Annotated in this window: 25 protein-coding genes and 3 tRNA genes; 5 read left to right on the top strand and 23 right to left on the bottom strand. The window is 61.8% G+C overall.

The window, feature by feature from the left end; translation table 11 throughout:
- From ACSC1P_RS17285 to ACSC1P_RS17265, 5 genes are all read right to left on the bottom strand, one after another.
- Nucleotides 1–1,002: a metal ABC transporter permease gene (locus tag ACSC1P_RS17285; protein ID WP_435361437.1), complete on the bottom strand. Its 1,002-nt coding sequence runs from the start codon at nucleotides 1,000–1,002 to the stop codon at nucleotides 1–3.
- Nucleotides 1,002–1,778, bottom strand: a complete 777-nt coding sequence (locus ACSC1P_RS17280) for a metal ABC transporter ATP-binding protein (protein WP_435361436.1) — start codon at nucleotides 1,776–1,778, stop codon at nucleotides 1,002–1,004. The genes ACSC1P_RS17285 and ACSC1P_RS17280 overlap by 1 nt, the downstream gene beginning before the upstream one ends.
- Before the next feature lie 21 nt (nucleotides 1,779–1,799).
- The gene (locus tag ACSC1P_RS17275) at nucleotides 1,800–2,888 is read right to left on the bottom strand and encodes a metal ABC transporter substrate-binding protein (protein WP_435361435.1); all 1,089 of its coding nucleotides are present in this window, start codon (nucleotides 2,886–2,888) and stop codon (nucleotides 1,800–1,802) included.
- Nucleotides 2,889–3,168: 280 nt separating this feature from the next.
- A complete protein-coding gene (locus tag ACSC1P_RS17270; RefSeq protein ID WP_435361434.1) occupies nucleotides 3,169–4,122 on the bottom strand; it encodes an aminopeptidase in 954 nt (317 codons plus the stop codon).
- A 396-nt stretch (nucleotides 4,123–4,518) separates the two neighbouring features.
- Complete coding sequence (locus tag ACSC1P_RS17265; RefSeq protein WP_435361433.1) at nucleotides 4,519–4,731, bottom strand: hypothetical protein; 213 nt, start codon at nucleotides 4,729–4,731, stop codon at nucleotides 4,519–4,521.
- Between the two features lie 262 nt (nucleotides 4,732–4,993).
- On the opposite strand from ACSC1P_RS17265, the gene ACSC1P_RS17260 reads away from it, so the two are divergent.
- Together ACSC1P_RS17260 and ACSC1P_RS17255 are read left to right on the top strand one after the other, a co-directional pair.
- Nucleotides 4,994–6,007, top strand: coding sequence for a type II glyceraldehyde-3-phosphate dehydrogenase (locus ACSC1P_RS17260; protein ID WP_435361432.1), 1,014 nt, complete (start codon nucleotides 4,994–4,996; stop codon nucleotides 6,005–6,007).
- A gap of 130 nt (nucleotides 6,008–6,137) precedes the next feature.
- On the top strand, nucleotides 6,138–6,527 hold the full coding sequence (locus ACSC1P_RS17255; protein ID WP_435361431.1) for an Hsp20/alpha crystallin family protein: 390 nt from the start codon (nucleotides 6,138–6,140) through the stop codon (nucleotides 6,525–6,527).
- Nucleotides 6,528–6,607: 80 nt separating this feature from the next.
- Here ACSC1P_RS17255 and ACSC1P_RS17250 read toward each other — a convergent pair whose 3' ends face one another.
- The 8 genes from ACSC1P_RS17250 to ACSC1P_RS17215 form a co-directional block, all read right to left on the bottom strand.
- On the bottom strand, nucleotides 6,608–7,483 hold the full coding sequence (locus tag ACSC1P_RS17250) for an ATP-grasp domain-containing protein (RefSeq protein ID WP_435361430.1): 876 nt from the start codon (nucleotides 7,481–7,483) through the stop codon (nucleotides 6,608–6,610).
- A gap of 57 nt (nucleotides 7,484–7,540) precedes the next feature.
- Nucleotides 7,541–8,071, bottom strand: coding sequence for a 50S ribosomal protein L16 (locus ACSC1P_RS17245; protein WP_435358153.1), 531 nt, complete (start codon nucleotides 8,069–8,071; stop codon nucleotides 7,541–7,543).
- 155 nt (nucleotides 8,072–8,226) lie between these two features.
- Entirely contained in the window at nucleotides 8,227–8,457 is a 231-nt protein-coding gene (locus ACSC1P_RS17240; protein ID WP_435361429.1) for a helix-turn-helix domain-containing protein, read from the bottom strand.
- A gap of 567 nt (nucleotides 8,458–9,024) precedes the next feature.
- The gene (locus ACSC1P_RS17235; protein WP_435361428.1) at nucleotides 9,025–9,219 is read right to left on the bottom strand and encodes a cold-shock protein; all 195 of its coding nucleotides are present in this window, start codon (nucleotides 9,217–9,219) and stop codon (nucleotides 9,025–9,027) included.
- 156 nt (nucleotides 9,220–9,375) lie between these two features.
- Complete coding sequence (locus tag ACSC1P_RS17230; RefSeq protein ID WP_435361427.1) at nucleotides 9,376–9,570, bottom strand: cold-shock protein; 195 nt, start codon at nucleotides 9,568–9,570, stop codon at nucleotides 9,376–9,378.
- 186 nt (nucleotides 9,571–9,756) lie between these two features.
- Nucleotides 9,757–9,951, bottom strand: a complete 195-nt coding sequence (locus ACSC1P_RS17225) for a cold-shock protein (RefSeq protein WP_435361426.1) — start codon at nucleotides 9,949–9,951, stop codon at nucleotides 9,757–9,759.
- Nucleotides 9,952–10,106: 155 nt separating this feature from the next.
- Entirely contained in the window at nucleotides 10,107–10,604 is a 498-nt protein-coding gene (locus ACSC1P_RS17220; protein WP_435361425.1) for a histidine kinase, read from the bottom strand.
- A 222-nt stretch (nucleotides 10,605–10,826) separates the two neighbouring features.
- Nucleotides 10,827–11,021: a cold-shock protein gene (locus tag ACSC1P_RS17215; RefSeq protein WP_435361424.1), complete on the bottom strand. Its 195-nt coding sequence runs from the start codon at nucleotides 11,019–11,021 to the stop codon at nucleotides 10,827–10,829.
- Between the two features lie 321 nt (nucleotides 11,022–11,342).
- Between ACSC1P_RS17215 and ACSC1P_RS17210 the strand changes: the two genes are divergently transcribed.
- Nucleotides 11,343–12,197 carry a DUF5995 family protein gene (locus ACSC1P_RS17210; RefSeq protein WP_435361423.1) on the top strand — a complete coding sequence of 285 codons (855 nt, stop codon included), beginning with the start codon at nucleotides 11,343–11,345 and terminating at the stop codon, nucleotides 12,195–12,197.
- Between the two features lie 18 nt (nucleotides 12,198–12,215).
- Here ACSC1P_RS17210 and ACSC1P_RS17205 read toward each other — a convergent pair whose 3' ends face one another.
- A complete protein-coding gene (locus tag ACSC1P_RS17205; RefSeq protein WP_435361422.1) occupies nucleotides 12,216–12,470 on the bottom strand; it encodes a hypothetical protein in 255 nt (84 codons plus the stop codon).
- 156 nt (nucleotides 12,471–12,626) lie between these two features.
- Between ACSC1P_RS17205 and ACSC1P_RS17200 the strand changes: the two genes are divergently transcribed.
- A complete protein-coding gene (locus ACSC1P_RS17200; RefSeq protein ID WP_435361421.1) occupies nucleotides 12,627–13,712 on the top strand; it encodes a Gfo/Idh/MocA family protein in 1,086 nt (361 codons plus the stop codon).
- A 230-nt stretch (nucleotides 13,713–13,942) separates the two neighbouring features.
- Here the strand turns inward: ACSC1P_RS17200 and ACSC1P_RS17195 are convergent, their stop codons facing one another.
- The 5 genes from ACSC1P_RS17195 to ACSC1P_RS17175 form a co-directional block, all read right to left on the bottom strand.
- Nucleotides 13,943–14,944 (bottom strand): GNAT family N-acetyltransferase, encoded by a 1,002-nt coding sequence (locus ACSC1P_RS17195; RefSeq protein WP_435361420.1) that lies wholly within the window; start codon nucleotides 14,942–14,944, stop codon nucleotides 13,943–13,945.
- 660 nt (nucleotides 14,945–15,604) lie between these two features.
- A tRNA-Phe gene (locus tag ACSC1P_RS17190) sits at nucleotides 15,605–15,678 on the bottom strand.
- A gap of 345 nt (nucleotides 15,679–16,023) precedes the next feature.
- The gene (locus ACSC1P_RS17185; protein WP_435361419.1) at nucleotides 16,024–16,494 is read right to left on the bottom strand and encodes an LURP-one-related/scramblase family protein; all 471 of its coding nucleotides are present in this window, start codon (nucleotides 16,492–16,494) and stop codon (nucleotides 16,024–16,026) included.
- A gap of 317 nt (nucleotides 16,495–16,811) precedes the next feature.
- Nucleotides 16,812–16,887: transfer RNA gene (locus ACSC1P_RS17180), tRNA-Ile, on the bottom strand.
- 123 nt (nucleotides 16,888–17,010) lie between these two features.
- Nucleotides 17,011–17,083 (bottom strand) — tRNA-Asn (locus ACSC1P_RS17175).
- 130 nt (nucleotides 17,084–17,213) lie between these two features.
- Between ACSC1P_RS17175 and cca the strand changes: the two genes are divergently transcribed.
- Nucleotides 17,214–18,569, top strand: a complete 1,356-nt coding sequence (gene cca / locus ACSC1P_RS17170; RefSeq protein WP_435361418.1) for a CCA tRNA nucleotidyltransferase — start codon at nucleotides 17,214–17,216, stop codon at nucleotides 18,567–18,569.
- Here the strand turns inward: cca and ACSC1P_RS17165 are convergent.
- The 4 genes from ACSC1P_RS17165 to ACSC1P_RS17150 all read right to left on the bottom strand — a co-directional run bounded on the left by ACSC1P_RS17165 (nucleotide 18,548) and on the right by ACSC1P_RS17150 (nucleotide 22,209).
- Nucleotides 18,548–19,561: a histone deacetylase family protein gene (locus tag ACSC1P_RS17165; RefSeq protein ID WP_435361417.1), complete on the bottom strand. Its 1,014-nt coding sequence runs from the start codon at nucleotides 19,559–19,561 to the stop codon at nucleotides 18,548–18,550. The genes cca and ACSC1P_RS17165 overlap by 22 nt on opposite strands.
- 1 nt (nucleotide 19,562) lies before the next feature.
- Nucleotides 19,563–19,994, bottom strand: a complete 432-nt coding sequence (locus ACSC1P_RS17160; protein ID WP_435361416.1) for a histone family protein — start codon at nucleotides 19,992–19,994, stop codon at nucleotides 19,563–19,565.
- Nucleotides 19,995–20,072: 78 nt separating this feature from the next.
- Complete coding sequence (locus ACSC1P_RS17155) at nucleotides 20,073–21,548, bottom strand: single-stranded DNA binding protein (RefSeq protein WP_435361415.1); 1,476 nt, start codon at nucleotides 21,546–21,548, stop codon at nucleotides 20,073–20,075.
- A 154-nt stretch (nucleotides 21,549–21,702) separates the two neighbouring features.
- On the bottom strand, nucleotides 21,703–22,209 hold the full coding sequence (locus ACSC1P_RS17150; RefSeq protein WP_435361414.1) for a hypothetical protein: 507 nt from the start codon (nucleotides 22,207–22,209) through the stop codon (nucleotides 21,703–21,705).
- Nucleotides 22,210–22,277: the final 68 nt, after the last annotated feature.

The raw sequence follows: 22,277 nt of genomic DNA, 5'->3' as shown, positions 1-22,277 counted from the left end.
TCAGTCGGCCTGCGTCTGTGAGTCCGTGGCGTCGATACTCCCGAGTTCCGGCGACGCGTCGTCGCCCATCGCGGCCTGTACCTTCCCGACGACGACGGCAGCCACGTAGATCGCCACGGCGACGAGGACGATGACGCCCCCAGCCGTCGCTTCGCCGTAGTACGCGACGGCGATACCGAGGACGACGGCCAGTTCGGCGAGGACGATGGAGACGAGGAGTGACTCGGTGAAACTGCGAGACACTTGCGCCGCGCCCGCGACCGGCACGACGAGCATCGCGGCGACAAGGATGACGCCCATAATCTGCATCGCCCCGACGACGACGAGTGCGGTCAGCATGACCATCACGCGGTTGTACCAGCTCACGGAGAGCCCCGAGACGGCGGCGGCGGTCTCGTCGAAGGTCACGTACAGCAGCTGGTTCCGGGTCAGGCCGACCGTCACCACGATGATGGCGAACAGCACGAGGAGGATGGCCGCGTTCTCCTTCGAGACGGTCGAGAGGTTCCCGAACAGGTACTGGTTCACCCCGACCGCGAGTCCGCCCGCGTTGATGCTGATGAGCGTCGTGCCCAACGCGAACCCGGTCGAGAGGACGATGGCCATCGACACGTCGTTGTACGCGTCGGTCGCCTCCGAGATGAGTTCGATGAGCAACGCGGCCAGCATCGCGACGACGACGGCCGTCAGGTACGGCGAGACGCCGAAGTCGAGGACGGCGTTGAGGAACAAGCCGACGGCGACGCCGGCGAACGCGGTGTGTGCCAGCGCATCGCCGATGAGTGCCAGTTGCCGGTGGACGAGGAACGTCCCGATGAGCGGTGCCATCACGCCGATACACAGGCCGACGAGGATGGCCCGGTGCATGAACCGGTACTCTGGACTGATGAGTTCCAGCCCGGTCAGGTGGTACAGTTGCGTCATCGCCCAGTACCAGAACTCGAGGAACCAGTACAGCGGTTCGAGTGCACCCGACTGGAGCGCGAGGAACGCCGCTTGCATCAGTTGCCACCTCCCACGAGGTTAGCCGTCGTTCCGAACGCGCGACTGAGCGCGTCGCTCTCCAGGAACTCTTCGGTAGAGCCGTCGAAGTAGAGCTCTCGGTTGAGACAGACGACCCGTTCAGCGTGTTCGGCGACCGCACTCAGGTCGTGTTCGATGAGCAAGATGGTGATGCCGTCCGCGTTGAGCGACTGGAGCAACTCGTAGAACGCTTCGACCGATTCGACGTCGACCCCGACGGTCGGTTCGTCGAGGACCAGCAGGTCTGCCTCGCTGGCCAGTGCTCGCGCGATGAACGCCCGCTGGCGCTGCCCACCGGAGAGCTGCGTCACCCGCCGGTCCGCGAACGCCGCCATGCCGACCGTCTCCAGCGCGTCGTAGACGATGCGCCAGTCCTCGCTCGTCAGTCGGCCGAATCCGACGTGGGGGAATCGACCCATCTTTACGACCTCTCGGACCGTGATGGGCATCTCCTTCGCCGCGCTGGCGTGCTGGGCGACGTAGCCGATTCGCGCGCCGTCGTCGAATCGGTGTGACGGTTCGCCGAACAGCTGGGCCGTCCCCTCGTCGGGGCGTAACAGTCCCAGCATGAGCTTCATCAGTGTCGACTTCCCCGAACCGTTCGGGCCGACGACGGCGACGTATTCACCAGGGTCGATACGAAGCGAGATGTCTTCGACGACGGACGCGGCCGTGTACCCGAACGACACCTCGGACAGGTCGATGACCGGAGTTCTAGAACGTACGTCAGCCCCGGTCGTAGTTTCACTAGTCATGAGTTGCGGTCCTGTGGTCGATTAGTCGAAATTCCGCCACGCTTCGGCCCAGCCATCGGGACCGGCCTCTTCGGGCGACTTGTTCCCGAGCACGACCTCGAAGGTGGGCATGTTGATGTTGTACGCGATCTCTTCGTACCCCCAGTCGTTCGCGACCCAATCCTCGCGGACGCCCGCGTAGGGGGTCACCGGGAAGTACGCCTCGACCTGCGTTTCGGCCTGCAACTGCTCCGCTGGCTTGCGCGACTCGAAGACACCGTTCCCGATGTATTTGATGTCGTTCTCCTCGATGACTTCTTTCGCCTTCGTGATGTCCGAGGGCTTCACGTCGCCACTGGCGGCGAGGTTCACCACGAGCGGGCGCATCTCGACACCGTAGCGCACGCCGATGTACTGGAACGCGTTGTGTGCGGCGAGCTGGACGACCTTCCGGGACGCCTGGTCGAAGATGGCCTGATAGTCCTCGTCGATTCGCTGGAGGACGTCCGTCTTGTACGTCTTCGCGTTCTCACGCAGCGTGTCCTCGTGCTCGGGGGAGAGTTCGACGAGCCCCTCGGTGATGTTGTCGACCGCCGTCTTCGCGCGCCGAGGGTCGAGCCAGAAGTGGGGGTCCTTCCCGCGCCCCTCGCCGACGCCCTCTTCTTCGGGGTCGAGCGTCGCCGCGAGGTCCTCGAGTTCGACACCTGCCCGGGAGTTGATGAGCTGTGTGTCGACGCCGTCGTCTTTCAGCGTCTGGATAGCCCGGTCGGCCCACGGCTGGAAGTCCTCGCCGACGTGGATGAAGGCGTCTGCCTCGATGATCTGTCGGGTGATACTCGCGTTCGGTTCCCAGCCGTGGCCGTGCAGTCCGGTCGGGACGAGGTTGGTCACCGTGACCGGGGTGTCCGCTGCGATTTTTCGCCCGAAGTCGAAGAAGCTGAAGAACGAGGCGGCGGCGACCGGGCCGTCGTCGTCGTCCCCACCGTCGTTCGCGCTCCCACCGGAGTCAGTGCCGGTATCGCCACTGCCGAGACACCCGGCCAGTCCTGCGGAGAGGAGCCCGGAGCCTGCAAGGAGCGTCTGTCTACGAGAGAGTGCCGTGCTGCTGTCCGTCTGCGTCGTCTGTCGCATCGTTACTCCTGAATAGAGAAAACGAACTTAATAGTCGTTTCTACCTAAGCTCTAAATTAGACATATCTAATTCTGTGCGAATCGGTCCCCACGACCAGCGGCAAGCCGTATCGGGTCGTGCACGACACACACTGTAGTGTAGCCACTGCGTGGTTCAGCGGTGACCGACTGCAGAAACAGACCGGCGAGATGGGGCGACACTCGACGGCACAGCGATTCGTTGCCTCCTCGGGTCAGTGCTCGACTGTCGGGAGGTCGACAACCTCGCCGTCTCGCGGTTTCAGCGCTCGACAGTTGGGAGGTCTACGACCTCCCCGTCCGCATACAGCGTCGGGTCGCGGATGATGCCGTCCTGGTGGATGGGCGCGCTCACGTCGCCACCGATGCCGGCGTCGTCGCCGAATGCGATGTGGACTGTGCCGCCGGCCTTCTCGTCGAGCAGGACCGAGCCGACGAGGTCCGTGACGGCCGTGTTCGTCCCGATACCGAGTTCGGCGAGGTTGTAGGCGTCTCGGCCGACTTCCTCGGCGGCGACTTCGAGCATCTCGTTTATCTCGTCGGAGTCGGTGTTGGTGACGTAGCCGTCTTCGACTTCGATGGTCACCGTCTCGCCCTCGTTGAGCAGGCCGTGCGGGTCGATGGTGCCGTCGACGACGTAGGTTCCGTTCGTGGTCTCCGGCGAGACGAACACCTCGCCCGCGGGCAGGTTCGAGAACGCGCCCGGTTCGTGGACCATGCCGGTGTCAGAGCGCCAGTCGCGGTCGCCCGGTTCGAACGTGATGTCGGTGCCCAGTTCGGTCGTGACGCGTAGTTCGTCGGCGTCGCCGACCTGTTCGAGCATCGACTCGCACTCGGCCGCGATTTCGGCGTAGTCGGCGTCGAGGCCGGTCGTGAACACCTCTTCCGTGATGCCCGGCAGGGTCGCGCCGCGGGCACCGGCCTCGCAGGCGTTCCCGCGAGCGCGGGTGTGGCTCAGGCTCTTCGTCGTCGGCGCGAGGAACACGTCCGACGCCTCCATTGCGGCGGCGACTGGTGCAGGCGGTTCCTCACCGTGCTGGTTACCCGGCGGGTAGCACATGAGTGTCGCGTCGTCGGTGACCTCGCTCGCCACCTCGTACAGCGCCTCGCCGATGGGCAGGCGTTTGTCGTCGGTGACGACGAGACAGGACTCGTCGGGCTGGAGGTCGAGACACTGGTGGACGGCGGTCTCCGCAGGCTCTCGCAGGTCGCTCATGGCTTGGTGGTGTGATGGAGGCGAGTTAGGTGTTTTTGTGTGTGCTTGCTGCCCGTAGTTCGTCTTGTGGTTTTGGGGATTATTCGTGGTGTAGAGAAGCAGTTCACGAATCACGACTCTGTGTACGTATTGGTTGCTAGCGTCGGCGAGCAGTTCACGAATCACGACGGTACATGACCGCCACCGCAGCCACTACCTCCCCATCCGATTGCGCGCCTCGGCCTTCGGCCTGCGGTGCTCATCCCTCGCGCGATTCCGAGCCGAGGTCTCACTTTCGTTCGACACTCGGAACAGCGCGCGCCGGAGTGTTTGTGAAGAACGTCGATGCCCCACAACTCGTGTGGGTTCAGGAGAAAACCTTGGAGTAGGAATCGTTCGCAGTCGGTTCGCAGTCGGTTACAGCAGCGTGGCGATGACCATGACGACGATGCCGATGACGCCGAGGACCGCGCCGTCGGTCTGAACGTACTGCATCGGCGCGTCCCGATACGGGTCGTCGGGCGCGAACAACTGGTCGGCCGGTTCGTTCCGGTCGTGTGTCGTCCGGATGGCGTTGACGCCGCCGACGAACAACACCAGTCCAGCGATGAAGATTCCTACTGAGAGCATCGGCTTATTTCGACACTCTACTGGTAGGCTATAAAATATTTACACACTAATTCGTTCTAACCGACCGTTAAGCCGCAAAACCGTCCGGAAACCGGTCACCTCGACGACACGGTTTCGGGTGTGCTGTGTGTCTGCATGGGGCATCAAACTCGATAGATTATGTCGGCCATAAGTGCCGAAATCCGGCGGGAGAAACTTACTCGCGCCCAAAGTAACCAGTAGGGTCGAAACGTTTACCCCGTGAGGTGGAGGACGTTCGAGTATGATCCAGGTGGCAATCAGCGGCTACGGTACCATCGGCAAACGCGTCGCGGACGCAGTCCGCGCACAACCGGACATGGAAGTCGTCGGCGTCGCCAAGACGCGGCCGAACTTCGAGGCGCAGACGGCCGTGGACAAGGGCTATCCCCTGTACGCCGCCATCGAGGACCGAATGGACCAGTTCGACGACGCTGGCATCGAGCTGGCTGGCACTATCGAAGAACTCGTCGAGGCTGCCGACATCGTCGTCGACGCCTGCCCGTCGGGCATCGGCGCGGACAACAAGGCGATGTACGAGGAGTACGACACACCCGCGCTCTTCCAGGGCGGCGAAGACGCCGACGTGGGTGAGGTCAGCTTCAATGCTCGCGCGAACTACGACGCGGCGACCGAAGCCGACTACGTCCGCGTCGTCTCGTGTAACACGACCGGGCTCTCGCGCATCATCGCACCCCTCGAAGAGGAGTACGGCGTGAAGAAGGTCCGGGCGACGCTCGTGCGCCGTGGCGGCGACCCGGGCCAGACCGGCCGCGGACCCATCAACGACATCCTCCCGAACCCGGTCACCATCCCGAGCCACCACGGTCCCGACGTGAACACCGTCATGCCCGACGTCGACATCGACACGCTCGGTATGAAGGTGCCGGCGACGCTGATGCACACGCACAGCCTCAACGTCGAACTGGAGACGGAACCCTCGACCGACGAAGTGTACGAACTGCTCGACTCGCAGTCGCGCACCTTCGTCGTCCCCGAACACATGGCCATCGACGGTGCAGGGAAGTTGAAGGAGTACGCGATGGACGCGGGCCGCCCGCGCGCCGACATCTGGGAGAACGCCATCTGGGGCGAGTCCATCACGATGGAAGGACCCGACCTCTACCTGTTCCAGGCTATCCACCAGGAGTCCGACGTGGTCCCGGAGAACGTCGACGCGGTCCGCGCGGTCGTCGGCGAGAAGGGCCAGAAAGAGAGCATCGAGACGACGAACGACGCGATGGGCATGGGCCTGTAACGGACTGGCTCACTAGCGACTCCCCTCGCGATAAACGATAGTTCACCAACTATTCTCGGCTATTTCGGCTTCGAGCACGTCGCTTGTAAGGGACAGAAAGTTTTTCACCCGACAGACGCTACCGGCTTTCATGCGTCGTGACGACCGTGACGAACCGTTCGACGACTTCTTCAAAGAAATCGAGCGGATGATGAACGAGATGATGGGAGACCGGTCGGTCGATATGCACTACGAAGGCGACGCTGGATTCGGAACAGACACGCACGTCGACATCCACGAAACGACCGACGAGATTCGCGTCATCGCCGACCTGCCAGGGGTCGAAAAAGACAATATCAAACTCGAATGCGACGGTGAGGCACTGACGATCGGTGCCGAGAGTGAACATCGACAGTACAACGAACGCGTCGAACTGCCGACCCGGGTCGACGAACACTCGGCGACGGCGACCTACAACAACGGTGTCCTCGAAGTCGTCTTCGACCGAGCCGACACCTCCGCAGGCATCGACCTGCACTAACACACCCCCCAGTTCTTTCGCGTCTTCTCACGAGCCAGCGGTGGCCACTGAACCACTCCTCGCGTGAGCCGGGTCTGTCCTCAGGCTGACGCTGTGTCTCGAATCGTCGCCACCAACCGGTCGTAGAACCCGTCGTCGTACTTCTCTGCGTCGTCGATAGTCGGTCGGGCGTTCGTCTCGTTGACGAGGATTCGGTCGTCGGTGACCAGCAGGTCGACACCGAGGAAGGTGATGTCGAGCACCTCGGCCACACGCTCGGCGAGTCGACGCAGTTCGGGGTCGAGGTCGACCGGTGTCGCGCTCGCGCCGCGGTGGACGTTGTGCTTCCAGCGGCCTGCTTCTCGGTCGGTCGACGACAGTCGTCGCTCGACAGCCCCGACGTACGACCCGTCGAGGACCATCACGCGATAGTCGCGTGCGTCGGGGACGTACTCCTGTACGAGAAACGACCGGTCGCCAGTCGCGCGATAGTCGTGGACGAGGTCGAGATAGTCACTGACGCCGAGGAACGAGTCGAGGTCGCCGAGCCGGGCGACGCCGATCCCCCGAGTCGTCGAGTTCGGCTTGACGACGACCGGCCCGTCGATTTGCTCGTACGCTTCGACGAGCTCGCGCTCACCGACTGCGTTCGACACCAGTACCGTTTCGGGGACTGGCACGCCGGCCTGTCCGAGTTCGGCGAGGACACCTGCCTTGTTCCGTGAGGTGAGGACCGCGTCGCGGCCGTTCAGCCACGGCACGTCGAGGAGGGCGTCGGCGACACCGCCTTCCATGATTCTGCCTGGGTAGACGAACCCCACGTCGTACTCGCCGGGTGTGAACGGTGCTGTCTCTGGCGTGAGTGGGACGACCCGCTCGTCGACCTGCACGTGGCTGACGCCGATGCCACGGGCTTCGAGTGGGTCGCGCATGCGCTCGAACGTCTCTGCACGGTTGACGACGGCGAGGTCGACCATGGGAGGTCGTTCGCGCGCTCGCAGAAAAACGGTCCGTTTGCGGGTTCTCGCGTGGAGTTACGCGATGAGCTGTTCCTCGCCACGCTCGACGACGATGCGGCACGGCGGGGTAATCTTGTTGTAGGCGCGGCGGAAGGCCTCTTTTACGGCGGGGGCCTGGTCGACGGTACACCAGCAGGTGAACAGTCGGTCGCCTTTCTGACAGCGTGCGGCGGTGCCGACGATTTTCCCGAAGGCCTGTCGCATGCCGTCGGAGACACGGTCCGCACCCGCACCGGTCGCCTGCTTGTTCTCGCGCAGGACCTGGTGGGGGAACTTGCGGAGAATCATGGAGTAGTTGCCTTCGCCGAGTTCCTTGATGAGGTGGCGGTTCGCGGACAGGCGCGAGGCCTCCATCGAGCCGTGGCGAATCTGGCACTCCTCTTCGAGGTACAGACTGATCTGGACGGGCCAGTCGTCGGGGTCGGACGCGGTGTCGCCCATCTTGTGCTGTGCGATTTTCGAACCGGGAATCCCCGTGATGTACTCGCGGCGTGTGTACGACGGCTTGTCGATTTGCCGGTACATCGAGGCAGGTTTGTCGGACATGGTTATTACGGGAAACTGAAACCGAGCGTGAGGATAAAGCCTTCGAAGCGAGGTCGTTCGTCGGCGACGAGACGCGCCGACGAGCCCACATCGCACGAAAAACGGAAAGCGGGGGAAGAACGGCGGCCGAAAACTGCGGTGAGAAACGCCGCGATTCAGGCGCAGGTGTAGGTGTTCTCGTCGCGCTTGACGAGCCCTTCTTTGCCCAGCGACTTCAGGACGCTCAGGAGCGCGATCTTCTGCATGCCCAGCGTCTCTTGAATCTCGTCGACCGTCGCCTCACCGGTCGCGGTGAGGTAGAAGTACACGAGCTTGGCGCGGGGGGACGTGATGGTCTCCGGCAGCGGTTCGAAGGTGGGTCTGGCGACAGCCTGTTGAATGCTCATTGTGTTTCTGAGGTCGCATTTCTCCAATATAAATCTATCCTGGGGTAGATACAATCTGTTAATACGTGTTTAATTGCCAAACCAGACGCTGGCACATGAGTGGTCATGTACTGCATACAAATAGGACGTATCGGCACGCCTGACTCGGGGGTGTAGTTTCGAAAGTGAAGACGACGGTCGTGCAGCCACTCACGACCGCCGACTTGAGCACGAGTGGTGGTAGCGAGCGCACGAGACGTCCCAACGGACAGTCTCCGGCGCACAGCGGGTGACCGCTGCAACTCTTTCTTTGGACTGGTGTACTAAAATCGTTCGGTTTGGTGCAAACAATGGCTTATATGACTCAATATTGGATGTGTTTGTGTGGTTCTGGGCTGTATCTGGCTTTGTTTGTCGAAAAGGGCCGGGGTTACAGGCGAAAATTCGGCGTTCGTAGCGGATTGGATTCGTGTGACTCGTTGCAATTGGTCCCAGAATCGCTACCCGTCGGTGCCGAGGCTGGTGTCGCCACTGACAAAGTTGCGCCGTGAAAAGCGTAGTCGAGAGCTGTACGTTGGTCGAGTCGCCTTACAGACGGGAGAGGTTGTCCGCGCGCGGACCCTTCTCGCCGTCGACGATGTCGAACTCGACTTCCTGGCCCTCTTCGAGGTCCGGACCGCCGATGTCCGCCATGTGGAAGAAAATGTCTTCCTCTTCGTCCTCAGCGCTGATGAAACCGTAGCCGCCGGATTCCTTGAAGAAATCCACCTTACCTTTCGCCATTCCTGTGAGCAGAATGTACAGGCACAGATAATGGTTTCGAGAGTAGCCCCGGGTGTGAAGCCGTCTCACGACGGGTGCGGTGGCTCTCGATTCGTGTGCGGTTCGTACAGACGCTACGAAAGAACGACTGCCGTACTTTTCGTGAAGTGGATCGCCTTAGAGGCGGGTGAGGTTCTTCGCGCGGGGACCCTTGGGCGAGTCCTCGATCTCGAACTCGACCTCCTGTCCCTCTTCGAGGTCCGGGCCGCCGACGTCTTCCATGTGGAAGAACACGTCCTCGTCCGCATCCTCTGTCTCGATGAAACCGTAGCCGCCTGTGTCGTTGAAGAAATCAACCGTACCTTTCGCCATTGCCTTTGTAGAGAGAGCGAGCGGACAAATAATCTTTCCGGACAGATGGGTACTGGTCAGCGACGACGCCGTCGCTCGTCGGCGAGTCTCGCGAAAAATATGTGCCCGATAAGGGCGGATTGTTGCACCCGAATACAGCGGCAAGCGCCACCGGTTGGGGGAGATTCGTCCTCCTGAGACTCCTTCTTACAGGCGAGTCAGGTTCTTTGCGCGGGGACCCTTGGGCGAGTCCTCGATCTCGAACTCGACCTCCTGTCCCTCTTCGAGGTCCGGGCCGCCGACGTCTTCCATGTGGAAGAACACGTCCTCGTCCGCATCCTCTGTCTCGATGAAACCGTAGCCGCCTGTGTCGTTGAAGAAGTCAACCTTGCCTTTCGCCATTTCAGCTAAAGAGATGTGCGGCCTGCCGTTAAGCCTTCCGAGACACGACGCGAAATGGACACGACGGCCTGAGACGGTAGCATAGCCGCTTAAACAGCTGTAGAACGGGTCTTTACGCACAGAAATCGGGGTTCGAGGCGGTGTTGTTCGGCTGTTCACCGTGTGTAGTGGAACGCCGCGCCGAGGACGACGCCGTAGACCACGTGCCAGACGATGAGTGGGGTCGTCACGTTCGGTATCGGCACCGGTCCCAATCCGACGATGTCGAGCCACATCGGCATGATGATGCCCGTCCCGAACACGGCCAGGACGATTCCGTAGACGACACCGGCGGCGACGGACTTCCAGAGCCAGTCGCGAACGTCGAACAATCCGGGGTCGGCCAGGACGGCAGCGAACAACACGCCGAACACCGCACCGTGAAACACGTGTGCGAGCCAACCGACGAACAGGCTCCCTTCGAACCCGTACAGCCCTGCGATGGCGACCCGGAGCGTCTCCAGTTGGACGAGTGTGATGGCGATACCCATTACGATGGCCGCCAGCGCGCCCGAGAGTGCCCCGGCGCGCCACGCGAAGCGCGACTCAAACGGTACGTCGATGCCAACGCGCTGCTCTGCGTCGACTGCTGAGATATCGGTGTGTGGTGTCATAGGTGGGCCCGAGCGTGTGCTACTAATTGGCACTATCTGGGCATAAGGAATGGTCGCCGTCGACTGGAGAGTCAGGCGTTGTGACTACTCGACGGATTGTGTTTGATAAAATCACCGCCACCCGAGGTGAACCGGGGGACGTCGGGCTCCGGCCGACGAATCGCCGGACGGAGTACTGCGAGAATCGATTCGACCAGTCGTCGATGACGACTAAATCGAAGCTTAGAGTCGGGTGACGTTCGCAGCTCGGGGACCCTTCGGGGAGTCCTCGATCTCGAACTCGACTTCCTGACCCTCTTCGAGGTCCGGACCGCCGACGTCTTCCATGTGGAAGAATACGTCGTCGTCTGCGTCCTCAGTCTCGATGAAACCGTAACCGCCTGTGTCGTTGAAGAAATCAACGCTTCCCTTCGCCATTGCAGTTAGTCCCCTCTTCCACGGACGGTTAATACTTGTGGTTCTCAACCGCATCTGTACGAATGAGTGTTCAAAAATAGAGGTGTTCTGTAGACGAGTGGACGAAACCACCCGATTGGTCGCCGCACACCCGAATCGATACGTGATTTGCCGGTATTTTCCGTTCGAACCGTGAAATCACAGGGTTCGGAACACCGTCGAGGCCACGTGCGCAAACGGTGAAGTCGGACCGCCGAGCAAGCGGTAATCGTTATCTCAGTTCCCCGCATACTCTTGCAGAATGAGGCGAGGGGAACCGTGACTGGCACGAGCAGACACCGTGTGCGGAGCGGACTCGCTGGCGTCCGGAACCCGCGACCACCGACCGACGGCGAGCACGTCGGCGATGTCGACGTACTCGCGCTGAGTACGACGCCGTTTACAACCATCGCGGACGCGCACGACCGACTGCTCTCACTCGAACGTCTCCTCCTCGCCCGTGACGACCGCCGGGCGGTGTTCCTCTCCATCTACGCCCGTGTGACCGAACTGGTCGGCGCTGGCATCGACCGCGGCGAGTTCGAAGACGGTGCGTGGGTCGCTCGCTATCTCGTCGCGTTCGCCAACCGCTACCGACAGGCGTTGGTCGACTACGAGACAGGAAACTTCGCGGCGCTCTCTGACCCGTGGCAACTCGCCTTCACTACGGCCGAACGTGGCGACTGCCTCGTCGTGCAGGACGCGATGCTCGGCATCAACGCCCACATCAACTACGACCTCGCGTTCGCACTCCACGAAGCCGGTGTTTCGCCGGACCGTCACCGCAAATACGCCGACCACTGCAAAGTCAACGAGGTCCTTCGAAGTCTCGTCGACGAAGCACAGGACACGCTCGCCGATGACTACGACGCACCCGGGATTTCGACGGTCGACGCCTCGCTCGGTCGCCTCGACGAGTTCTTCTCCATCCAGACTATCCGCGAAGGCCGCGACAGTGCCTGGCGAAACGCCGTCGCACTCGACTCTCGCTGGGCGGTCCGCCGACGGTTCGCCCGCTGGATAACTCGCGTCACCGCGACCGGCGCTGCCTACCTCCTGTTGAGTCCGAACGCGAGTTCCCGGGTTCACGGTGCGCTTCGGGAGTTCGAGTCTGGTGCGAACGACGCTCGAGAGGAAACCCGTCTCGAACGCGACTAACTCGCCTGTCGGTGTCGCTCACCAGTCCCTTTCTCGCCACGTGACGTACGCGCCGACACAGCCGAGGAGCCAGACCACCCTCGCCCAGCCGAGTACCGTATGGGGAAGCTCTCGTCGGCTAAGTGCCTGTACCGGTTCCAGTGCCACCGGGGACACCGACCGAATCGCTGGAACGAGGAGCAGATGGAAGACACCGAGCAACAGCAGCCCGAGTACGATGACCTCGACGGCGATTCGAACTTCTCTCGCGTGCTTCGACGATAGGTCTGGCATCGTCCGTCGTGTGAACGGTCCTCGACAAATCTCTGTTGGATGCGGTCCCTCGTCACGCGGCCGCCGACCCGAGCTGGTTCTCGTGACCGACCAGTTCGATACCAGGGCGCGAACCCACGCCAGTCCTTTTGGTCCGCTCTCCCGAACGACTTGACTATGCGAACCCACCGGATCGCCATCGCTGGAATCGGTTCCGCCGCGGAGACACACGCACGAGGAATCGATTTGCTCGACGACGTCGAACTGGTCGCGGGCTCGTGTCGAACCGAATCGAAGGGGGTCGCGTTCGCCGACGAATTCGACTGCGAGTGGTACCCAGACACCGAATCGATGCTCGACGCGGAGACGCCGGACGTGCTCTCGGTGTGTACGCCCAGTGGTGCACACCTCACCCCGACGCTCGCGGCAGCCGAGCGCGGCGTCGACGTCCTCTGTGAGAAGCCACTCGAAATTACTGCAGCGCGCATCGACCGGATGGTCGACGCCGCGACGACGCACGGAATCCGACTCGGTGGTATCTTCCAGCGTCGGTACATCCCGCTGCTCCAGACGGTCCGGTCCGCCGTCGAGGACGGCCGATTCGGGACGCTCTCGGTGGCGACCGCGTCCGTCCCGTGGTGGCGCGACGACGACTACTACGAGGGTGGGTGGCAGGGAATCGCCGCACTCGACGGTGGCGGGGCCACCATGACGCAGGCCATCCACGCGGTCGACGCCATCCAGTGGCTCGCGGCGGCAGGGATGGACCTCGAACCCGAGGAGAATCCAGTGGCCGAGGTGTTCGCCTACACCGACACGCGCGCCCACGACGGCGACGCTATCGAAGTCGAGGACACGGCCGTGGCGTCGCTACGCTACCGAGACGGCACCCTCGGACAACTCCTCGCCACGACCTCGACGTACCCCGGGTCGGCGATGGAGTATCGAATCGCTGGCCGGGACGGGACCGTCGAAATCCGCGACGACGAACTCACGACTTGGCGATTCCGCGACTCGCGCCCGGACGACGAATCGATACGCACCGATTTCGGTCCCAATGGCCACGGCGGCGACGCTCCCGACCCGCTCGAAACGGCGAACATCCGCGCGTTCCTCGACGCCCGACGCACCGGCGAGCCGTTCATGCTCGACCATCAGGAAGCCCGCAAGGCCGTCGAAATCGTCGAAGCTATCTACGAATCTACCGCCACGAACCAGCCGGTCGCGATTCCGTCGGTGTCGGGTGGCTCCGTCGACGGGTGAAGCCGCGAACCGCCGCTCTTTAGGAACGTCCTCCGGTCATATACAGATGCTGACTGCATCTCGTCCACGTCGAAACCGTCGATGTAGGCGCGACTGTACCCCTAAACGCAATTCCTTACGAGTATCCTGGCCCGTCTATATCGCGTAAATTTTCGTCTCAGAAGACCAATGAATCGAACTCACGAATGATGGTGCTCGCACTCGAAGCGCGTAACCACGATCAGATTGCGCTAATATGCGATGAACTTGTACGCTTCTTTCGCGATACTAATCAGTTTGCCAGATTTAATTTCGTAGTATGGAACGATGTCTGGGTTGAACTTGCTTTTGTACTGTCCGAGTCGTTCGACTGCGGCCCGACCAAGATCATAGTGAGTGACAGAATCGATAGACGAGTCCGAGAGAATGTCTTGGATGATACGCCAATGGAGTAAACTGTTGACACTGCGGCCTTGGAAATTCGATCGCATTCCACCTTGCCAGAAGTACGCACAAGTATTCGAGTACAGGACTGTAATCCCACCGAGGAACTCTCCATCGGGTCCCTCAGCAGTGTAGACGCTGGCTCGGTCACCAAGCGTAGCTACGAGATCGCGTGTGTAAGCTCGGGATGTAGGGAAGCTGGCACCTTGTTCCGCGAACCGCTTCCGAAACTCATCGTACACGCGAAGTGCCTCTTCTGCACTCCCTACTGTCACATCTACCGGCACGTCATCGAAATATTTAATTTCTGAACGAAGGCTACGGGAGAAGCTTGAGAGGACCTCCTCTTCGTCAGTGCTCTGTAGATCGAGACGATAGGTAAAGCGTGGCTCAAAGTCGTAATCTGCCCACTTGTATGGACGAGGGTCTGTGTAAGAAGTGCTGAGAATTATATAAGACAAGGTGAGTGGCTTATCAGCGCCAATTTTCTGGAGGGCTCCATCTATGAACTTCCGATTGAGGCTCTCTTTTTTCCGACGCTTCGGACTTTGTGGCATAATAACCGGTCCCATTCGCCACAAACTAACTGCAGGTGGAGGGGAGAGAACCACAGTTACAGCTGGATACTCTCGAACGAAGACAGGGAGGAATCCTACTAGTTCTTGACCGCTGAATCCCCCGAAAAGCCGTAGCTCACTATCTGTATATTTGTCAGCTACTGCTAAGACATCCGGTGAATGGAATATCTCGACTCCCTCTTCGGGCAATTCGTTTGACCACTCATCTAGTGTGATCTGTTCTACATTCATTTATTGACAACACACTAGTTAATAGTCACTAAATTACATAATCAATCTGCTGCATGACATGTCATTTCGACCAGTCTCTTTTGCGTAATCAAAGAATAGATTATCAACTATTCGGGTAAATCAGAGAAACAGAGAGAGTGTGGAGGTACCGCTGAATTCAGTAGTGATTCAGTCGCGGCCGAGGAAGAGTTGCCTCCGTGCTGTGAGAGGAACTGAGTGTCAAATAGGCTGCGAGGGTAGTGATTTACGGGATTTATTCGAGTTGACTTCATATCGGGACATCACGGAGAAGTACGACGTCGGAGTTAAGGCTGTGAAGTGGCCGATGAAGGGGTGTGGTATCGGATTCATCGCTCGGGATCGCGGTACGCCGCCCGGAAGCATTAGATTCCTCCGAGAGCCTTGAAATCTCTAGACGGGAGCCATCCGTCGGTGATGGCCTTCTTGGTCTCACCGAGCCGCACGAGCCCGTCTCCGAGGTTTTTGAAAGTGAGTGAAAAGATTCGAGTAATTTCTTAGGCGCTACGGGTCAAATGTGAGTGAAGCGCCAGACGGCGTCGGGGCGCGAGTAAAAAGATGGTCAAATCTCATCGGGATATGCGCGGCGAAATCGAGAGAAGACGCTCTCGTCGTGCAATTGTGGTCCGAGGAAAAACGCTATGCCGCCTCCCGGATTTGAACCGGGGACAGCTCGATCTTCAGTCGAGTGCTCTCCCAGTCTGAGCTAAGGCGGCTTACACTGCTTACTCCGGCGATGACATAAAAAAGGATTTCGATGTGACCGCACCCCGGTGGTCGCTACCACACTGGGGCCGTCGTTCGAAACGTCGACGTGTCTACAAATCCAGTGAGTGCTCCTCCAGAGAGCACCTGAACGCCTTGCAGCCACAAGCCGGACCGAGTTCTGACCACGACGCGTCGCTTCGACCATGCTGAGAACACTCCGGTCGTTCGCCCGCGAGTTGGTGAGCCTCGTCATCGCTATCGTCACGTTCCCGCTTCGACTCATTCGCTCGCTGCTCTGAGAAGGGTGCCGATGGCGAGCCATCGACGAGAGTGAGACGGTGTCGACCGGTGGGTCACCGGTTCGGGTGTGCAATCATGTCGATTGCGACGGCACAGGCCACGGCGAGACCCTGGTCGAATTCTGGGGATACCTCGATACCGTAGCTATCTCGAACTCTGAACCACCGCTTCGAAACCTCGGCGACTCGCTCCCCGTTCCGAAGCAGTTTGTACTCGTGGTCGAGGACGTTCCCTTTCACCTCGAGCGGTTTCCCACCAGCCACCGAGACGGTGAACCGGTCGCGAAGCGGGGTGATGAGCGCCTTCTGCACCGTCGCCGCATCCTGTCCGTTCTTGCTGATGGTCATCGTGTCCTTGATGCGGACGACCCGCTCTTTGAACTTGTAGACGTCCTGGTTCTGTCGGTCGGTCATGTACAGCGTGTCGCGAACACGAAGCGCCTTTCCGTCGATGTGGAACCGCTGCTGGCCAGACTGGTCCTCGACGAAGTAGTCGTCGCCGATGGTGAGCAGTTTCTGGGTCATCTGGTACCGGTCCCACTCAACTTTCGCGTCCCGTCGCGCCCGTCTAGCCGCTCTTCTTCGAGGCATTGCAACTGTAGGTACGTGCGCGACGAGCATGGCCGATTTTACTGCTCTCAGTGACTGTCACGACCGAAATCAATCGACTCGGGTACCTTCTTCGAACCGTCGACGAGGCAAGTCTCACTGCTCACTGGTGTTCGCAGAAAATCATGGGCCCTGCCGGAGTACGAACTGCGGTCGCTCACTCCGTTCGCTCCTTGGCTCGAATCCAACAGAATTCTACGATTCGCTCGTCACTCCGTTCCTCGCAGAATCGATGGGCCCTGCCGGATTCGAACCAGCGATCACCCGGTTATGAGCCGGGGGCTTTAAACCAGACTAAGCTAAGGGCCCTGTGTCTGGTCGTTCACTACCGTTCCGTATCAACATTACGAACCGACTGTCTTCGCCGTTATCCCCTCCTTCAACGAGTTGTAACAGATAAACTGAGGACTAGTCGAACGAGTTCAGTAGAAGCGCCGTCACCAGGGCTCGAACCTGGGACCACCACGTTAACAGCGTGGTGCTCTACCAACTGAGCTATGACGGCTTACTGCAACTACAGATAGTCCCGCGGGATATAAAGAGACTTTCGCTTTAGGGCGGCGGTGTACCACGGTATCCACTGGCGTACGCTCCCATCGACACGCTTTCAGCGAGCGGCCATGTAGCGGGACAGCATGAGCGACGACGCGTTCGAGGAGACGGTAGCGGCGGTCCGCGAGCGGGTCGACCCCTCGCCGACGGAGCGAGAGACGCTCCGGGAGGCAGCAGCCGACATCGTCGAGCGAGCGGAAGACGCAGTCCACGAGTACTGTGCCGACGCCGACGTGATGCAGGTCGGGTCGACCGCACGTGGGACGTGGATTTCGGGCGACCGGGACATCGACGTGTTCGTGCGGTTTCCGCCGGACCTCGACCGCGAAACGCTGGAGCGCTACGGGCTGGCAGTCGGTCACGAGGTCCTCCCCGATGGCCACGAGGAGTACGCCGAACACCCGTACATCAAAGGTGAGTTCGAGGGGTTCGACGTGGACCTCGTGCCGTGTTTCCGGGTGCCCGAAGCGACCGACATCCAGTCGGCGGTCGACCGCACGCCGTTTCACAACGAGTGGCTACTGGGCGAACTCGACGACGGCCTCGCCGCGGACGTGCGGGTGGCGAAGCAGTTCCTGAAGGGTATCGGCATCTACGGGAGCGACCTCAAGACGGAGGGGTTCTCGGGCTACCTGACCGAACTGCTGGTTCTCGAATACGGTGGCTTCCACGAGTTCGTCGAGGCGGCCGCGGACTGGCAGCCACCGATTCACCACGACCCGGAAGACCACGCGGCCCGGTCGTTCGACGACCCGCTGGTCGTCATCGACCCGACCGACCCCGAACGGAACGTCGCGGCCGTCCTCGCGCCGCGCAACGTCGCGCGACTGCAACACCACGCCCGGGCGCTGCTTGCTGACCCAACTGTCGAGCGGTTCTTCCCCGAGTCACCAGCCCCGCTCGACGCCGAGGCCGTGCAGGTTCACCTCGACCGCCGCGGCACGTGGCCAGTCGCGGTGCGGTTCACACCGCCGGACGTGGTCGAAGACCAGCTGTGGCCACAACTCCGACGCTCGCTCTCGGGCGTCGTCAGCGAACTCGACCGGCGTGGGTTCGAGCCGCTCCGGTGGGCCGCGTTCGCTGACGAGACCGCCATCCTCCTCGTCGAGTGTGCCGTGTCCGAGCGGCCGGCTATCGAGCGCCACGAGGGACCGCCGATTCACGTCCGGCAGCACGCGACCGGGTTCTACCAGAAGTACGCCGAAGCGGATTCGTACGGGCCGTTCGTCGACGACGACCGGTACGTGGTCGAGCGCGAGCGCGACGTGCGAACGCCCGAAGCACTGCTCGAATCGGACCGGCTGTTCGACGTGGCACTCGGCACGCAGGTAGCGTCCTGTCTGCGCGACGAATACACGGTGCTGGTCGGCGACGAGGTCACAGAATTAGCTACTGAGTTCGGAACCGAATTGGCGGACTACTTCTCGCCTAGCCCGTGAACGTCGCGAATCGTCTCGATTCGCTCCGTCACGTCGGCTGAAACGTCTTCGTCCGGTTCGATAGGCTGGCGGCCGTCGAACGTCTCGTGGACGATGGCGACGCCGTCGGCCAGCACGTCGAGGCCGTAGCCGCCTTCGAGGACGAACGCGATGGGCATCTCGACGCGGTCACAGAGGTCGCGGAGTTGGTCGGTGAGCAGCGCGTAGCCTTCGGTCGAGACGCGCATCCGCGAGATGGGGTCGTGGCGGTGGGCGTCGAAGCCCGCGCTGACGAGCAAAAGGTCGGGGTCGAACGCGTCGAGTGCAGGTTCGATGCAGCGTTCGAACACGGCACAGTAGTCGGCGGTACCCGCACCGGCCGGGAGCGGGACGTTCAGCGTCGCGCCGTCGCCGTCGCCCTCGCCGGTTTCCTCGACCTCGCCGGTGCCGGGATAGAGACCCTTCTCGTGGACGGACGCGAAGAACACGTCGCCGCGGTCGTAGAAGATGTCCTGTGTGCCGTTGCCGTGGTGGACGTCCCAGTCGACGATGGCGACGCGCTCGGCGTCGCCTTCGTCCAGTGCGTACTGGGCAGCGACGGCGACGTTGTTCACGAAACAGAACCCCATCGCGTCGTCTTCGACCGCGTGGTGGCCCGGCGGCCGACCGATGGCAAACGGCGTCTCGCGACCCTGCACACCGTCGAGTGCCGTCTCGGCCGCCCAGCGCGCGAGCCCGGCACTCTTGAGGATGGCATCCCACGAGTCCTCGACTGCGACGGTGTCTGGGTCCCACTCACCACCGCCGTCGGCGCAGAACTCGCGAAGCTTCTCGATGTAGTCCGCGTCGTGGACCGCCTCGACTGCCGGGACGTCGACCGGGTCGCCGTCGACGTACTCGACGCCGTGCTTTCGCTTGAGGCCCTCGCGGATGGCTCGGAGGCGGTCCGGCGTCTCCGGGTGGCGCGGGCCGGTGTCGTGGTCCAGACAGCGGGGGCTGTAGCCGAATTTCATCTCATTCGAACAGGGAGAAGTACGTCTCGATGTCCTCACCCGTGATGGTCCGTCGGTCTGCGTGGCGCGCGAGTTTCGCCGCGGCGGCCGCGACGTTGTCGGCGTAGTCCTCCAGGATGTCGGCCAGTGCGATTCTGGCGTCCATCGAGACGCGATAGGAGTCGTCGATGTGCAAGCGTGCGATGCGGTCGATGGGGGCGATGGGGAGTTTGAGCTCGTCTTTGTCGATCGTCGTCTCGACCCCGAAGTCCAACGCCATCAGCGTCTTCCGACCGTCCGCCGTCGCTTCCTCGGCGGCGTCCTCCGCGAGGGTCGCACCGTGTATCTGGATGCGACGGGCCAACTCCTCGGCCGCGTCTGCACTGACCCGAAGGTCACCAGCGTTCCGTCGTATAATGGAGTCCACCGGGGCGAACGGTAGCTCAACGCTCATACCCGAAACCGAGTCAGCCTGGCCCTTTGTAGTTTTCCGTAGGCGCGTTCATCGCCGCCGATACCGGACGAGACTTCCTCAGAACACGTCGTCTGCGTGAATCGTCCCGTCAGAGACGGTCCCTCGTGCGGTGACTTCCTGCCCGAGGTGGACGTCAGCGTCGGTCTCGACACTCATCGTCTCCTCGCCGTTGTCGAGGATGACCGGATTTCCGGCCTGCACGACGGTGCCGGTGAACTCGACGGCTTCTTCCTGCAACGAGGCCGTCGCGCCACCGCTACCGGTCGCGCTCGTGGTCTCACTCCCAGCCGTGTTCGTGTCGGTGTCGTCGCTCGCATTGCCTCCGCTGGCCCCGCCCTCGACGTCACTCCCAAACGCGTCGAGGCCGGTCGGTTCGTCGTCGCCGTCGTCGGCCGACGAATCGCCGCCACCAGTGCCGACCTCTGCATCGTCGTCGAGCACGGTGATGCTCGAACGCCAGCCGGCCGACGCTTCGAGGTCGTCCTGCCAGCCGTCCTGTACCTCGACATCGGTGAAGGCGACGCGGTCGCCGGGGCCGATATCGTAGTCGGCCTTTTCGCCCCACAGTGCGACGCGGATGTCACCCGTGTCGTCCTGCACCCTGACGTTCCGAACCTGGCCCTCGGAGCCGTCGTCCCGGTCGAAGGTGCGCTTCGGGTCCGCAGAGCGGATGACGCCCGCGATGTCGACCGTCTGGCCGATTTCGAGTGCGTCGATAGCAGTGCTCTCCGGTTCGTAGTCGATGGACTCTTCCAACTGTTCGACTGCGCCGCGCTCGCCGACGTGGAGTTCGAGGCTCCCGTCACGCTCGCGCACGTAGCCGTCGACGATTTCGACGGAGACGCCGGCGTCCAGTTCGTCGGCGGTGTCGGCCTGCCCGTCCCACATCGTCACGCGCACGCGGCCGCTCGGGTCGCCCAGCACGAGATTCGACACCTTCCCCTCGGAGCCGTCGTCGCGGTCGAAGGTGCGGACCGGTTCCGTATCCAGCACGCGGCCCTGCAGGTTCACGTCCGACAGTCCGAGCGAGAGGTCGTCGATGCGGTACGTGTCGAGAATCTCCACGTCGACCTCTGCGTCGTCGTCGACTTCGACCTCGTCGACGTTCACTTCGAGGCCGTTGTAGCCCTCCTTCGGACGGCCTTTGATGCGAAGTGCTTGGCCGACTTCTAGTTCTTCGGTGACGGCGTCGGCCTTCTCGTCCCAGAACGCGAGCCGCACGCTCGCGGTCTCGTCCGCGACTTCGACGTTGACGACGCGCCCGTCCGGGTCGTCGCCGTCGCGTTCGAACGTTTTGACCTCGCCGATGGAGACGACCTTCGCGATGAACTTCGCCTCCTGCATCCCGGGGTCGATGTCGGCGATGCCGTTGACCTCCTTGTCCTCCAGTTCGTGCGCGATGAGCATCGCCGCCGTCTCGTCGTCGGCGAGTCCGCCCATCTGCTCGACCTTTGCCTCCACCGCCTCCCGGAACTCCTCCAGTGTGACCTCGTCGGCATCGAGGTCTTCGTAGACGTCCTCTATCGCGCCCATAATCGTATCATCTCGCAGGGAATCGGCGCGCTTAAGCGTTGTCCTTGGCGGGAGCAGTCGCTCCTGTCTCTCGATTTCAGTCCGTACCTGTGCGCGGCCATCACCGACCGTAGCCGCCCGTTGGTACAAAAACTCTCAGTGTGTCGCCGCCCGTCTACCGCGACCGTTTCGCGACCGTCTTGGTCTCGCCTTGCGAGGTGTGCTTGACCTCGACGTTCGCCGGGAGCCCGTTGGTGAAGCCCAGGTTCGCGGCGTACTCCACGGTCGCGAGACACTGGGCACAGCCCTCGGATCCATCGTCTTCGACGCCGACCGTGACGACCAGTGCGTCAGCCTCGGCGTCGAACGTCACGTCCGCGAGTGTCGCCTGATGGCACGGGTCGGATGCGGGAATCTTCCCGGCCACGTCGACCGCGCTGTCGCCGAACGAGACCTCGGCCTCGTCGCCACTGCCACAGTCGCTCGACTTCGTCTCGATGGACTGGTCGTCGAGTGCTGGCGTCGACTCGGTCGGTTCGTCGGTACCCGTCTCGGTGTCGGAATCGGTGTCTGAAGTCTCCTCAGCGCCGCCGCCTGCGCTGGGGGAATCGCTCAAACAACCTGCGATTGCACCGGTCGTGACGAGTGCAGCCGTCCGTTTCAGCATCTGGCGTCGCTTCATACTGCCACAGAGGAATCCTTATTTCAAAACCCTTCCCCACGGTGAAAAGCGAGTTTCAGTTTGGAAGG

Origin of the sequence: Haloarchaeobius caseinilyticus (genome assembly GCF_051207395.1) — an archaeon.
Classification (GTDB): domain Archaea; phylum Halobacteriota; class Halobacteria; order Halobacteriales; family Natrialbaceae; genus Haloarchaeobius.
This window is presented reverse-complemented; position numbering and strand designations above follow the sequence as displayed.

Bases quoted from the DNA above. Each gene is read 5' to 3' on its own strand.
- ACSC1P_RS17285 (WP_435361437.1), bottom strand. From the start codon at position 1,002: ATGCAAGCGGCGTTCCTCGCGCTCCAGTCGGGTGCACTCGAACCGCTG.
- ACSC1P_RS17280 (WP_435361436.1), bottom strand. From the start codon at position 1,778: ATGACTAGTGAAACTACGACCGGGGCTGACGTACGTTCTAGAACTCCG.
- ACSC1P_RS17275 (WP_435361435.1), bottom strand. From the start codon at position 2,888: ATGCGACAGACGACGCAGACGGACAGCAGCACGGCACTCTCTCGTAGA.
- ACSC1P_RS17270 (WP_435361434.1), bottom strand. From the start codon at position 4,122: ATGAGCGACCTGCGAGAGCCTGCGGAGACCGCCGTCCACCAGTGTCTC.
- ACSC1P_RS17265 (WP_435361433.1), bottom strand. From the start codon at position 4,731: ATGCTCTCAGTAGGAATCTTCATCGCTGGACTGGTGTTGTTCGTCGGC.
- ACSC1P_RS17260 (WP_435361432.1), top strand. From the start codon at position 4,994: ATGATCCAGGTGGCAATCAGCGGCTACGGTACCATCGGCAAACGCGTC.
- ACSC1P_RS17255 (WP_435361431.1), top strand. From the start codon at position 6,138: ATGCGTCGTGACGACCGTGACGAACCGTTCGACGACTTCTTCAAAGAA.
- ACSC1P_RS17250 (WP_435361430.1), bottom strand. From the start codon at position 7,483: ATGGTCGACCTCGCCGTCGTCAACCGTGCAGAGACGTTCGAGCGCATG.
- ACSC1P_RS17245 (WP_435358153.1), bottom strand. From the start codon at position 8,071: ATGTCCGACAAACCTGCCTCGATGTACCGGCAAATCGACAAGCCGTCG.
- ACSC1P_RS17240 (WP_435361429.1), bottom strand. From the start codon at position 8,457: ATGAGCATTCAACAGGCTGTCGCCAGACCCACCTTCGAACCGCTGCCG.
- ACSC1P_RS17235 (WP_435361428.1), bottom strand. From the start codon at position 9,219: ATGGCGAAAGGTAAGGTGGATTTCTTCAAGGAATCCGGCGGCTACGGT.
- ACSC1P_RS17230 (WP_435361427.1), bottom strand. From the start codon at position 9,570: ATGGCGAAAGGTACGGTTGATTTCTTCAACGACACAGGCGGCTACGGT.
- ACSC1P_RS17225 (WP_435361426.1), bottom strand. From the start codon at position 9,951: ATGGCGAAAGGCAAGGTTGACTTCTTCAACGACACAGGCGGCTACGGT.
- ACSC1P_RS17220 (WP_435361425.1), bottom strand. From the start codon at position 10,604: ATGACACCACACACCGATATCTCAGCAGTCGACGCAGAGCAGCGCGTT.
- ACSC1P_RS17215 (WP_435361424.1), bottom strand. From the start codon at position 11,021: ATGGCGAAGGGAAGCGTTGATTTCTTCAACGACACAGGCGGTTACGGT.
- ACSC1P_RS17205 (WP_435361422.1), bottom strand. From the start codon at position 12,470: ATGCCAGACCTATCGTCGAAGCACGCGAGAGAAGTTCGAATCGCCGTC.
- ACSC1P_RS17200 (WP_435361421.1), top strand. From the start codon at position 12,627: ATGCGAACCCACCGGATCGCCATCGCTGGAATCGGTTCCGCCGCGGAG.
- ACSC1P_RS17195 (WP_435361420.1), bottom strand. From the start codon at position 14,944: ATGAATGTAGAACAGATCACACTAGATGAGTGGTCAAACGAATTGCCC.
- ACSC1P_RS17185 (WP_435361419.1), bottom strand. From the start codon at position 16,494: ATGACCCAGAAACTGCTCACCATCGGCGACGACTACTTCGTCGAGGAC.
- cca (WP_435361418.1), top strand. From the start codon at position 17,214: ATGAGCGACGACGCGTTCGAGGAGACGGTAGCGGCGGTCCGCGAGCGG.
- ACSC1P_RS17165 (WP_435361417.1), bottom strand. From the start codon at position 19,561: ATGAAATTCGGCTACAGCCCCCGCTGTCTGGACCACGACACCGGCCCG.
- ACSC1P_RS17160 (WP_435361416.1), bottom strand. From the start codon at position 19,994: ATGAGCGTTGAGCTACCGTTCGCCCCGGTGGACTCCATTATACGACGG.
- ACSC1P_RS17155 (WP_435361415.1), bottom strand. From the start codon at position 21,548: ATGGGCGCGATAGAGGACGTCTACGAAGACCTCGATGCCGACGAGGTC.
- ACSC1P_RS17150 (WP_435361414.1), bottom strand. From the start codon at position 22,209: ATGAAGCGACGCCAGATGCTGAAACGGACGGCTGCACTCGTCACGACC.